Raw genomic sequence first — 13,020 nt, forward strand, 5'->3', positions numbered from 1 at the left:
TTCCGTCTGATCCCCAAAGTTGTTTATTCAAATAACATCTTAATATCGTCTTCTACGCCTTGACCAACGGCACTTTTGCCACCAAGAATGGTGTAGAACATCGTTTCTTTATCTTGGAAAAGGTTCGCTACTGGATCTGGCAGGCTGTCTTTCTTCGTTAATACGACTGGCTCAAAGCGATTCGCAGCAAGTACTGAACCAGTTAAGGCGTCAGCAAAGCCTTGTCCTGTTGCAAGCGTTGCAAAGTCGACTGGAACATCAAGCTGCTTAATCACCTGAACGGATGTTTCATAGCGATCCGCTCCTGCAATACGCTTTCGGTTAGGAAGTTTCTTGTAAACAGCATCACTAATAACCGATGTTCCACCGATTGCATACGTATCGTTGTAGTTCTTCAGTGCTTTCGCTGTTTCAGCTGGAAGCTCTTTTGTTTTTGTTAGTAGAATTGGGCTACCTTGGAAAGCAGCAATAGATGCAACGGACAAGGCATCAGGGAAATTGCCACCGTATGTGACGAATGCTGTGTCACTGAAATAAGGATCGAGTTCACCGGCAATTTTTGCTGCTGTATCGTAGCGATTTTCTCCAGCGATTCGCTCGAATGTGATGTTCATTTTCTTAAGTTGCGTTTCAACGTCTTTCGATACAGCAGTTTGTCCACCAAGAATCGTCACATGCTCAACGCCGAAGTAAGTTAACGCCTTTTTCACAGAGTCAGGAATTGATTTTGTTTTCGTTAATAGAATTGGTGTATCCTTTTGATAAGCAAGAGGTGCTCCTGCAAGGGCGTCAGGGAAATCTAGTCCTGTTGCGAGAACAACTTCAGGTGTATTGCCTTCTTCAAAGCCTTCTTTCGCGATTTCGACTGCTGTTTCGTAGCGGTCTGCGCCTTGGATACGTGTGATTTCTGGTTCACCGGTGGATGCGTATGCTGAAAAATAGTATTCTACTCCATTGTTTTTATTCGCTAGATCAGAGACAGCGAAGTAGTAAGTTCCAGGCGCAAGGGCTTCGATGATACCACCATATCCGTACTCATTATCTTCAAAATCAGGTGCGATCTTCTTCTTTGAACTATTATAAATATCAACATGAAGCTGCATAGATGGCTTCTCTTCATCTGTATAAGCATTGACCAATAGAAAGACTTCCTTATCCGCTTCGATGACAACTTTGTAATAGTCTTTATCTTTATCCGTTAACTTCCCAAGAGCTGTATCGTCACGATCAAGTAGATTCGCCTCAGCAAAACTATTGTTAGGTTCTTTCTCATCCAGAAATCCATAATCATAAAAGTCGTTCTGTTGCATGTTCTGCACGCGTTGGGTTAACGCGTCCTGAGTGGAGGCTGAAGCAGCAGGAGCACCAATTAAGCTTCCTGCAAGGATTACTGTAGATAACATAGCGAATGGTTTTTTCATTCTTTTCATTTTCCCCTATCATTCTCATTTTCTAGTACACATCCGTTACCGAGCACGTCCCCTGCTCCTTCATCACCCTTCCGATTTTTCACACTAAGAAGATTATATATAGAAATGGGTGTAAGCGCTATAGGGAGTTTTTGTCGAAAATGGGGCGATGTTGGGTGGGGTCAGACAACAGAGAAGGGGCAAGGCAATTGCCTGCCCCCTTACTTATTTCTCTTTCGTCGTCCCTCTTACAATCAACTTCGGCGTAAACAATATCCTCTCTCTTGTAACAACTTTTCTATGAATCTCCTCAATCAATATATCTACAACCTTATTCCCCATGTCTCCCATCGGTTGCGCGACTGTCGTAAGCGCAGGAACAGTCGTCGTAGCTAGAATCGTATTATCAAATCCTATGATGGACAAATCATCTGGTACGCTAACAGCTAACTCCCTTGCTCCTTGAATCGCACCGATCGCGATCAAATCGTTGCAGGCAAATACAGCTGTTGGAGGATTGTCCTGTTGAAGAAACTTTTTCACAGATTCTGATCCATTCCATAGTGATGCGGTAGTTCTCAACAGATTTCGTTCCTCGAACTGTTCACCGTACACTTCAAACGCATCTCTAAATCCTAGGATTCTCATCCTGCTGCTATGAACCTCTTCACCTATAATGCCGATGTTTCGGTGTCCGAGCGATAGGAGGTGAGACGCCGCTTCGAAACCACCTTTATAGTCATCGACTGAGACCGTTGTAACATCAAGTGACGGATCATCGAGTGAGAGCATGACGAGTGGTATGTTGTTTCTTTTGAGATCATCGAGCAGTTTTTTATCTTGAAAGCCCGAGGCAACGATGAGACCGTCGACCTGCTTCCGCTGCAGTAATTCTATGTATTTCTTCTCTTTCTCAGCATTGTCGTCCGTACTACACATTATCACGCTCATGCCACGATCGTGCGCACGATCTTCGATAGTTCGAGCGATTTCAGAGAAGAAAGGATTTGAGATGTCTGGAACGAGTAGACCGAGAGTTTCTGTTCGTTTCCCAGTTAACGCAGAAGCTACAACGCTCGGGTAATAGTTGAGACCCTTCATCGTCTCAAGTACTTTGACTCTGGTCGCTTCGCTTATTTTACCTGTCTGGTTAATAACCTTGGATACGGTTGCGATCGACACGCCCGCTTCCTTCGCTACATCATAAATCGTCGCCTTCATGGTTCCTGCCTCATTTCTGTCGCATGTTTCGTATACTTTCATAATATCATTTTGAGAGGCTTTTGGCTTATGAGCCGGATTATTCGAAAATAAAAGCAGACTGATTTTACAGCCTGCACTTTAAACCGGTATTGAGTTCGTTCTGTTTTGAACAAGCTCTCCCTTTTCAAATGATTCCTTGCATGCATAAGCAAGGCGCGTTGATTCCACACCATCTCGCACGGTAACAGCAGGTTTCCGACCTTCTAGAATACAGTTAACAAACTCTTCTGCCTCACTTCTGTATGCTTGCTCGAACCGCTCAAGGAAGCCATCGACACATTCCTGTATTGCGCCATTTTCATTAAATAGAACGATTTGATTTCGTTCCGGCACTGTGCCAATTCGTATTGATCCTTTTGTCCCGATAATTTCTGTCTCAATATGATACCCATGCGCACAGTTACGCCCTGCAAGAAAGACGCCGCTTGCATTATTCTCAAAACGAACCATCGCTACACCTGTTTCTGCATCCTTAAGCTCATCGAACTCTTTTCGCTCATATCCCCCACCGATCGCCCACACTTCTTTTCCCTCTGTTCCAAGGTACCACCGTGCAAGGTCAAGATCATGAATCGCCATATCAAGAAATAGTCCACCGCTGTAGTTCGATCCAGCGAATTTCAGAAAGCTATCCATTTTTACTGCCGGATCAAGTCCATAACAGCGGATAAAAATTGGCTTGCCGATATCACCGCGGTCAATTTTTTCTTTTGCTGCCATGTATGATTTATCATACCTGCGCATAAAGCCTAACATGAAGACCTTATCAGAATGTGCCTCGACCGCTTCCTGCACCTCAACAGCTTCTTCAAGGTACAAACCGAGTGGCTTTTCGCTGAATACATGAAAACCAGCAGCAAGGGCCTGTTGAATTTGCTTACAGTGAAAGCCTGAAGGTGATGCGATAAAAATGGCATCTAACTCTTTATTTTGTAGCATATCTTCATATGTTGTGTAGGTATATGGAATATTCCATCTTTCCTGAACTTCTTTTACTTCATCCTCAATAACACTGCAGACGGCAGTTAATTCGCAATGTGGAATCCGAAAGGCGAGGTTTTCAGCGTGTTGCTTGCCAAGACGACCAAGCCCGACGATTCCAACTTTTACTTTCTTCATAACATCCCCCCTTACACGCCAGCCGTGTCTTTTAAGTATTGTCGTGCCATAAGCGCATATTCGAGTGGGTTCGCAATCGCTGGATCCTGTTCGGCTTCAACAAGCAACCACCCACGATAATCGGATTCACCGATTTTATGAAGAATCGGTTCAAAGTCGATATTGCCATTGCCCGGAACCGTGAACACACCTTTTCTTACCCCGTCTAGAAAACTCGTCTCTTCTTCCTGCATCGTTTGAGCGACGGGAATTCGAACGTCCTTCAAGTGAACGTGTTTAATACGTGGAAGGTATCGCTCCAGCACCGGAATCGGATTCTCACCAGATAGATAGAGGTGTCCTGTATCATAAAGAAGGTGAACGAGATTTGGGTCCGTCATTTGCATCAAGCGGTCAATTTCTTCTGCTGTTTGTACGCCTGTACCCATATGGTGGTGAAAGACGAGTTTCATTCCTTTTTCGTTTGCGAGCTCGCCAAGCATGTTCAATCCACTCGAGAGCTTTTCCCACTCATCGTCTGTGAACACGGGTTTTTCTTTAAAGAGTGGAAGATCCTTTCCCTGGATGCTTTTTCCCTGTTCGGAAACGACGATTACTTCTGCGCCCATTTCATGTAGAAAATCACGGTGCCAAAGAAAGGCTTCTGTTGTATGTTCGAAGGGTTCCGTTGTAAGAAACGCGCTGAACCATGCACTCGCAATCTCCACTTTTCGAAGAGAAAGAGCTTTTTTAAGTGCAATTGGATCTCTCGGATACTTATTACCCACCTCTGTACCAGTGAACCCGGCCAGTGCCATTTCACTCACACATTGCTCAAAGGTGATATCTCCTCCAAGCTCAGGCATATCGTCGTTCGTCCAATTGATTGGCGCAATCCCAAGCTTGACGGCATTTTCTCTAAACATGCAAATCCCCCTCTAGTAGTGGCGCGCTTTCTCAAGCTGCCGTTCTTTGTCTCTATATGCCTCCTGGATCGCTTCCTTTTGCGATTCTTCTGCCACACCAACGTGCCACCACGCATCGTAGCCATCCGTCATCGTTTTCGGGAGAACTTTTATATCGATCAGTGTAGAAACTGTTTCGTTCTTCGCCTCTTTCAAAGCAGTTTGAAGCTCCTCCATCGTTCTTACGGAGTACGTTTTCACACCATAGCCGCTCGCACTTTTCGCGAAATCGATCGGCATGATGCTTCCATTCAGCTTCTTACTGTTTTCATCACGCTTACGAAATTCCGTTCCGATGCTGTCCATGCCGTTCCCCATCTGAAGATTGTTGATACATCCGTAACCAGCGTTATCAAATAAAAGCACGTTAATTTTCTTGCCTTCCTGAATGCTTGTGATGAGCTCGGAATGAAGCATCATGTAACTTCCATCACCAACCATCGCATACACTTCCTGCTCTGGTGCAGCCAATTTCACACCAAGCGCCCCTGATATTTCATAGCCCATACAGGAATAGCCGTACTCCATGTGATACGTGTTCGGCGTGCGGCTCACCCACATCCGCTGCAGATCACCTGGAAGGCTCCCAGCTGCCCCAACGATAATCGCATCGTCTTCAATGGAGCGATTGATTTCACCGATAACAGCTGTCTGAGTAAGCGATGACCCGAGTGTTTCCTTGTACTCCTCAAGGCAGTGATCAAGGTGCCCGGCAATTTCAGGCTGGTAGTTTTCTGAATTGGAGTCAATTCGATACAAACGGTCAAGCTCTTCCTGCCATTCGTCCTTCACTTTTTGAATGCTATCACCATGCTCTGCACTGTAATCAACGAGAAGACGGTCAAGCAATTCAATCGCTGTTCTCGCATCTCCAACAACTTTTACCGCATCGAGCTTATTGGCATGATAGTCTGAAATGTTGATCGTTAGGAACTCGACCTCACTGTTTTGGAACAGCTGTTTAGAGGAAGTGGTGAAATCTGAGAACCTCGTACCAACTCCGATGATAAGATCAGCATCACGTGCAATCTGATTAGCTGCTTTCGTTCCGGTTACACCAAGACCTCCAAGATTATAACGGTGTGTACTGGGGATAGCGCTTTTCCCAGCCTGCGTTTCAGCGATAGGAATTTGATAGATTTCAGCGAAGGATTTAAGTGCTTCGCCGGCTTCTGAGTACCGAACGCCTCCACCACAAACGATTAACGGCTTACGTTTTGATGTAATTAATGCCATCGCATCGCGCAACTCATCTTCCGTCGGTTGCCTTCTGTTCAACCTGTGAACACGCTTTTTGAAGAACGATTCTGGGTAATCGTATGCTTCCCCCTGGACGTCCTGCGGAAGTGCAAGTGTCACTGCACCGGTGTCTGCAGGGTTCGTTAAGACACGCATTGCGTTCAACATCGCGGTCATAAGCTGTTCAGGACGTGAAATTCTGTCCCAGTATTTGCTTACAGGACGGTACGCATCGTTTGTCGTAAGCGTTGCATCATGTGGCTGTTCCACCTGCTGCAGGACGGGGTCTGGTTGACGGGACGCAAAGGTGTCACCTGGTAACAGCAAGAGGGGCACATTGTTCGCCGTTGCCGTAGCGGCAGCTGTCACCATATTCGCAGCTCCCGGTCCAACCGACGACGTACATGCGATGAGCTGCTTTTGATGGTTTTGCTTTCCGAATGCTGTAGCTGCATGCGCCATGCCCTGTTCGTTTCGTCCCTGGTACACCTCGAGATCTCCGCTATCTTCTTCAAGTGCCTGACCAAGTCCGAGAACATTTCCGTGGCCGAAAATCGTGAAGATGCCTTTGAAAAACTTTTGCTGTTCACCGTCAACCTCGGTGTATTGTTGATTCAGGAATTTAATAAGTGCCTGTGCCATTGTGAGTCTCATTCTGCCACCTCCGTTGAATAAAAAGCTGGACGGTGAGCCCGTCCAGCAATGATCGTTACACCCAGCGAGCTGTTACAACTTTTTTACGTGTGTAGAATTCCACACCATCTTTTCCATTCGCATGTAGATCGCCATAGAAGGAATCCTTCCACCCTGAGAATGGGAAAAACGCCATCGGTGCTGGTACGCCGATGTTGATTCCGAGCATGCCAGCATCGATCGTTTCGCGGAACGTTCTTACCTTACCGCCATTGTTCGTAAAGAGGCATGCGCCGTTCGCAAAGCGAGATTGGTTCGTTAGGTCAATCGCTTCTTCAAGATTTTTCACACGAGAAATGGAGAGTACCGGTGCAAAGATTTCATCCTGCCAGATCTTCATTTCACTCGTAACGTTGTCAAAGATCGTTGGTCCAACGAAGTATCCTTCACGCTGAATATCTTGATCCTTTCGTCCGTCACGAATGAGCTTCGCGCCTTCACTTTCACCGGATTCGATATATTGAAGCGTACGCTCTTTATGCTGCTCACGGATAACGGGACCGAGGAAAATGTCTTCGTCGAGGCCATTTCCGATTTTGATTTCATTTGATTTCTGAACAAGTTTTTCGATGAACTCATCCGCTACACTTTCTTCAACTGCGACAACCGAGCACGCCATGCAACGCTCACCCGCTGAACCGAATGCCGCGTTCAATACTTGAGTTGCTGCGTTTTCAAGGTTCGCATCATTTAAGATGATGGAGTGATTTTTCGCGCCAGCTAGCGCCTGCACGCGCTTCAAGTTCTCTGTACCTTTTTTGTACACATATTCTGCAACTGGCTGCGAGCCAACGAAGGAGATCGCTTTTACCTGTTTATGTTCAAGCAATCCGTTCACCACGTCATGTGCACCGTGGACGATGTTGAACACCCCTTCAGGAAGACCGGCTTCTCCAAGAAGCTCCGCAAGACGGTTTGCAAGTAGCGGGGTACGTTCAGATGGCTTCATCACGAACGTGTTGCCTGTTGCAATCGCCATCGGGAACATCCAGCAAGGCACCATCATTGGGAAGTTGAACGGTGTAATGCCGCCTACTACGCCGATCGGATAACGGTAAACGCCAGATTCTAGACCCTGCGCAATTGATGGAAGCTGAGAGCCCATCGTTAGTGTCGGTGCACCTGTCGCGAACTCAACGCACTCGATTCCACGCTGCACTTCGCCCTTCGCTTCTTTAAAATTCTTTCCATTCTCAATCGTGATAAGCTCCGCTAGCTCATCCCAGTGCTCAACGAGTAGCTGCTGGTACTTGAATAGAATACGAGCGCGCTTTGGTACCGGTACTTCGCTCCATGAAAGAAATGCTTCTTTTGCTGTTGCCACTGCGTGATCAAGATCTTCTCTCGTTGAAATTGGAACCTGTGCGATCACTTCACCTGTTGCTGGGTTGAATACATCCTGGTAGTCCTTCGTCTTCGCATCGATCCATTCGCCACCTACAAAGTTTTTAACGGTTTGAACAGCTGTTTTTGTCATCGTTTTTCCCTCCTGAAATTAAACTGGTTGAAATTCTGATGTTGCTATCTTTTCATCAATTTCTTCTGTCGTTGGCATCGCTTCTGAACAGCTATGTTTCGAAATCACGATACTCGCTGAAGCACTTCCATATTTCATCGCTTTTGAAAGGTCCCATTGATGTAGAAGACCGTAAATAAAGGCTGAGGCATAGGAATCACCTGCTCCGAACGTTTTCAGTACTTTCGTTTTGAAAATGCCACCTCGGTGAGAGCTACCATCTTTCGAGTATGCAATCGACCCTTCTCCACCGTGCTTAATGACCACAACTTCCGCATTGTGACTGAACCATTTTTCTGCCGTTCGCTTATCGTTCGTTTCCTCCTGCTGAAATTGCTCCATCATGTCGAACTCTTCTCTTGTTCCTATAATCACGTCACACTTTTCAGCTGCGAGGTTGTAGTAAACCGCTGTTTCTTTCGCTGAATTCCAGCTGTATGGACGATAATCAAGATCGAAAATGACAACGACATCGTGCTTACGTGCATATTCGAGTGCAAGAAAGACCGCTTCTCGAGACGGGCTTTGTGAAAGAGCAGTTCCTGAAATCAAAAGTGATTTCGATTGTTTGATGTAGTCTTCTGAAACATCCGTCGATTCAAGCTTCAAATCTGCGACATTATCGCGATACATGAGGATGCTACAATCTTCTGGACTTTTGATTTCTGTGAACGTAAGTCCCGTAACAGCACCGGTTTGATCCTTTACGACACCCTCTGTATTAATTTTGTTTCGCTCAAGATAATCAAGAATGAAGTTCCCCATCTGATCGCTCGAGACTTTTCCGATAAAACCACTTTTCAATCCGAGTCGTGAAGCTCCGATTGCAATATTTGCTGGCGATCCTCCAACATACTTTGTAAATGAAGACGTTTCTTCCATCGGACGATTGATTTCATTTGCATTAAGGTCAATGCAGAGTCTTCCCAGTCCGATAAGGTCGATCGGACGGCCTTGCTTAAAATCAAGGTTGTACATCATCACACCTCCAACAAGTTAGGTTAAGCGCTTATCTTAACGGCGCACTTATTTCATTACATTTTCAAACAACCATTCGTGGTCTGGATCATTATGAAATTTCCACGTACGCTTTGGACCAGCCATGACATTTAAGTAGTAAGATTCATACCCAGGAACAGAAGTAACGGGGTGATATCCTTCTGGTACGAGCACTACATTGCCATTTTCTACGCTCAACGTTTCATTGAGGCTTCGGTCATCGTTATACACTCTCTGGAACACAAAGCCTTGATCCGGATTGATTTCATGGTAATACGTTTCCTCTAAGTATGATTCATTCGGTAGATTATCACGATCATGCTTATGCGGTGGATAGCTCGATGTATTGCCATCAGGTGTAAACACCTCAACAACTAACAGGCTGTCCGCTTCTTTTTGTTCTGGTAAGATGTTATGAATTTTCCTCGCCATCTTCCCATGCCCACGGTCTTCTACTCCAACGTCTTCTGGAGAAATAAGGCGAGCACTATACGTTCCTTTCCCGGGTGCGCTGCATACCGCTAGCTTCAGATCCGTTAGGGCAGTGACGCGATACTGATCATTGTCAGGTACATAAACTGAATAAGGTGGTACTTTCTCGAACACACTCATACGGTCACCGATGCTATGAAAGGCTTCGTGTTTCGTCTCCACGTCCGCTTTTCCGCTGAGAAGAACGAGACAAACCTCTTTGTCTTCTGTTAGACGCAGTATCGATTCACCTTTTTTTAATGAATAAACATCAAAGCCAACGTAATCCCATCCTGCTGATTCAGGACTCACACTGAGCACATTACCTTCTTTCGTTGGCTTTGAAGGCTTAACTAGCAATTGAGACATCGTAACACTCCTTTTCTAGAATTAGAGTAAGCGCTTTCCTTATTTAGATAATAGTCTACATCACATCGTTTAAAAATTCAATTAATTGTGAACGGGTTTTAACTCAGCTAGAGAAATCGTTCTTTTTTCCTGCCATGAACGGCGTGCTGCTAAAGCTAGTTCTTCGGCATGAAGGCCATCTACTCCGCTACATGTAAGAGATTTTCCTTCTGTAATGGCTAGCGCGAAATCATTAATTTCTTCGATATACGCTTCTTTGTACCGATCAAGGAAAAAGTACTTCGGATGTTCTACAGCTATGCTATCTTTTGTACTGATTCGAACAGTTGTGTTTCCTTCGTTTTCAGCTGAAACTGCACCGAGATCTCCAAACACTTCGATGCGCTGGTCATATCCATAGACGGCCTGGCGACTGTTGTCGATTACCGCAAGACTGCCATCGGCAAACGTTAGCGTGATGATAGCGGTATCCACATCATTGTGGCGGGCAAATTTCGGATGGACAAGATTGGCTGCTTTTACAGTCACATCGACCACTTCGCTTCCTGCCAGGTACCTTACCATATCAAAATCATGAATCGTCATATCCATAAACATCCCGCCAGAGCGCTGAATGTACTCTTCAGGTGGTGCTTCAGGATCGCGTGACGTAATTTTGATTACATGAGGCTTACCGATTTTTCCATCTCGAACGGTATCATACACTTTTCTGAAATGCTTGTCGTAGCGACGGTTAAAACCTACTTGAAAGTGAACGCCCTCTTCTGCAACAACTTTTAAAGCTTCACGCGTTGCGTCGATATCAAAGCTAATCGGTTTTTCACAGAATATGTGCTTACCTGAGCGTGCCGCTTTTTTTATAAAATCAACGTGTGTATCGGTTGAAGAGCAGATAAAAATGGCATCAATGTTAGGATCATTGAAAATGTCATCAGGGTTCGTAGAGATCGTTGCTTCTTTTTCATAGACTGTGCCAGCAAGGTGCTCCGTATAGATATCAGTGATACGCTTCAACGAATAATGTGCTGATTGAAGCATATTTGCTGCATGAAGGAGACCGATTCTTCCTCCCCCAATAATTCCTACGTTAACTTTTTCCATTGATAAAAACTCCTTTCTTTAAATCGAGGATTGCTTAAGTGATGGGGTTGCTTTCTCATTGTGTTGTTCTAACTTTTTCTGCTTCATTGCTGTGTTTCTCCAGAACCAGAATACTCCTCCGATTAAGATGAGGGTTGCGAGCATAAAGACAAATGACATGGAGGAATAGTCTCCGCTACCTCTTGCCACACCGATTGGTGAGAAGAACGCATACACGCCAATCATCAAGACGAGAATGAACACTGAAAATACTTTTGCGTGCTTCCACGGTTTGAGATCTACTTTCTTAGAGTCATACAATTCATACGCAACGGCTCTCGGACGAAGCTTTCCAACAAGCACCATAACAAACACATTTAGTGGGAAGAGCACGGATAGTACATATAGGAAATTCACGTTCCCAAGGAAAAACTTCGACAGTGCGTACACCGCGATATGAACAAGAATCGTAATTTTCGGTGCACTTGCCGGGACATGTTTGCTAAAGAATCCAACGACTACCATGGCTATGATTGGAATGTTGTAGAACCCGAACATTTCCTGCAAGTAATAGTACAAGCCTGATGGTGCAAAAATGATGAATGGTGCTACGACGACGGCTACCGCAGCAAGAAAACCTGCAAAGATTCGCCCAACTTTTACAAGCTCTCGTTCCTCCGCTTCTGGTTTGAATATTGGACGATAAATATCAAGTGTAAATAATGTGATCGAGCTGTTGAGTGCACCGTTAAATGAGCTTAAAATCGCTCCGAATAATACGGCTGCAAGGAAACCAGATAGCGCTAAAGGGAGCACGTCCGTTACGAGCGCAGGGTAAGCCATATCAGAATTTTTTAGTCCGCCATCATACATGAGATACGCGATAATTCCTGGTAGAACGAGAAAGAATGCGCCGAAAATTTTGAAGAAACCAGCGAACAATACGCCTTTTTGACCTTCAGCAAGGTTCTTAGCACCTAACGTACGCTGAATAATTGCCTGGTTTGTGCACCAGTAAAAAAGGTTATTGAATAGTAGACCGGTTAAAAGTACTGTCCATGGAACTGAGGATTCGTGGTTTCCGATTGCGTTCAACTTTGCTGGATTTGCATGAAGGAGCTTGTCCACTCCCTCTACTAAACTCCCACCACCGAGAGCAAAAAGCGCAAGGAAAGGAATCATAAAACCACCGATGATCAGCCCGATTCCATTAATCGTGTCACTGATGGCGCAAGCTCGAAGACCACCAAAGATAACGTAACAACACCCAATGATCCCAATCGCAAGTGCAACAAGCATGACGGTCGAGAACTGGCTGATCCCGCCGATGCTAGATAGCGAGAAGATGCTATCTAGAACGAGTGCACCTGAGTAAAGAACAGTTGGAAGATAGGCTACTGCATAGCCGAGTAGGAATAAGATCGATACGATTTGTCGAGTGCGTAAATCATATCGCTGTTCCAGAAAGTCTGGAATGGTAGAGATCCCAGCTTTTAAATACCGCGGCAAAAAGATAAATGCCATAAAGATAAGTGCGATCGGCGACGTAACCTCCCACGCCATCACGACCATCGACTCTCCAAAGGCTTGTCCATTCAGCCCTACCATCTGCTCAGTCGACAGGTTCGTTAAGACTAGAGATCCCGCAATAACAATGCCTGTTAAACTTCTCCCTCCAAGAAAATACCCATCAGAGCTACTTAAATCTGTTTTTCGAGTTTTGTACCATGACACCCATGCAACAATGGCCGTGTACGCAAGAAAGCTTATTAATATAATCCAGATCATTCAGTACATCCTCCTTTTCTCATACTTTGATTTTTGTAAGGGCTTTCAAAATTATTGAGAAAGAATTCGTTTAATATACTTGTTTTGACTTGTTTATCTGTTGCGTTTCTAGCACCAGCACTCAAGGTAA

Annotated in this window: 10 protein-coding genes; all 10 read right to left on the reverse strand. The window is 45.2% G+C overall.

Annotated elements, in window-relative coordinates; all coding sequences use genetic code 11:
* Positions 1-23: 23 nt before the first annotated feature.
* Positions 24-1,421, reverse strand: coding sequence for a cell wall-binding repeat-containing protein (locus JI666_RS16010; RefSeq protein ID WP_206893652.1), 1,398 nt, complete (start codon positions 1,419-1,421; stop codon positions 24-26).
* A 213-nt stretch (positions 1,422-1,634) separates the two neighbouring features.
* Positions 1,635-2,630 carry a LacI family DNA-binding transcriptional regulator gene (locus JI666_RS16015; RefSeq protein ID WP_206893653.1) on the reverse strand — a complete coding sequence of 332 codons (996 nt, stop codon included), beginning with the start codon at positions 2,628-2,630 and terminating at the stop codon, positions 1,635-1,637.
* Positions 2,631-2,750: 120 nt separating this feature from the next.
* The gene (locus JI666_RS16020; RefSeq protein WP_206893658.1) at positions 2,751-3,791 is read right to left on the reverse strand and encodes a Gfo/Idh/MocA family oxidoreductase; all 1,041 of its coding nucleotides are present in this window, start codon (positions 3,789-3,791) and stop codon (positions 2,751-2,753) included.
* An 11-nt stretch (positions 3,792-3,802) separates the two neighbouring features.
* Positions 3,803-4,696, reverse strand: a complete 894-nt coding sequence (gene iolE, locus JI666_RS16025; RefSeq protein WP_136946790.1) for a myo-inosose-2 dehydratase — start codon at positions 4,694-4,696, stop codon at positions 3,803-3,805.
* A gap of 12 nt (positions 4,697-4,708) precedes the next feature.
* Positions 4,709-6,628 (reverse strand): 3D-(3,5/4)-trihydroxycyclohexane-1,2-dione acylhydrolase (decyclizing), encoded by a 1,920-nt coding sequence (iolD, locus tag JI666_RS16030; protein WP_206893675.1) that lies wholly within the window; start codon positions 6,626-6,628, stop codon positions 4,709-4,711.
* 55 nt (positions 6,629-6,683) lie between these two features.
* On the reverse strand, positions 6,684-8,144 hold the full coding sequence (locus tag JI666_RS16035) for a CoA-acylating methylmalonate-semialdehyde dehydrogenase (protein WP_206893677.1): 1,461 nt from the start codon (positions 8,142-8,144) through the stop codon (positions 6,684-6,686).
* Between the two features lie 18 nt (positions 8,145-8,162).
* Entirely contained in the window at positions 8,163-9,161 is a 999-nt protein-coding gene (gene iolC / locus JI666_RS16040; RefSeq protein WP_206893797.1) for a 5-dehydro-2-deoxygluconokinase, read from the reverse strand.
* A 48-nt stretch (positions 9,162-9,209) separates the two neighbouring features.
* Positions 9,210-10,022, reverse strand: coding sequence for a 5-deoxy-glucuronate isomerase (gene iolB / locus JI666_RS16045; RefSeq protein ID WP_206893679.1), 813 nt, complete (start codon positions 10,020-10,022; stop codon positions 9,210-9,212).
* Positions 10,023-10,103: 81 nt separating this feature from the next.
* The gene (gene iolG, locus JI666_RS16050; protein WP_206893680.1) at positions 10,104-11,123 is read right to left on the reverse strand and encodes an inositol 2-dehydrogenase; all 1,020 of its coding nucleotides are present in this window, start codon (positions 11,121-11,123) and stop codon (positions 10,104-10,106) included.
* A gap of 18 nt (positions 11,124-11,141) precedes the next feature.
* Positions 11,142-12,890, reverse strand: a complete 1,749-nt coding sequence (locus tag JI666_RS16055; protein WP_136946784.1) for a solute:sodium symporter family transporter — start codon at positions 12,888-12,890, stop codon at positions 11,142-11,144.
* Between the last annotated feature and the right edge of the window lie 130 nt (positions 12,891-13,020).

It is taken from the genome of Bacillus sp. NTK071, from assembly GCF_017303315.1.
Classification (GTDB): domain Bacteria; phylum Bacillota; class Bacilli; order Bacillales; family Guptibacillaceae; genus Guptibacillus.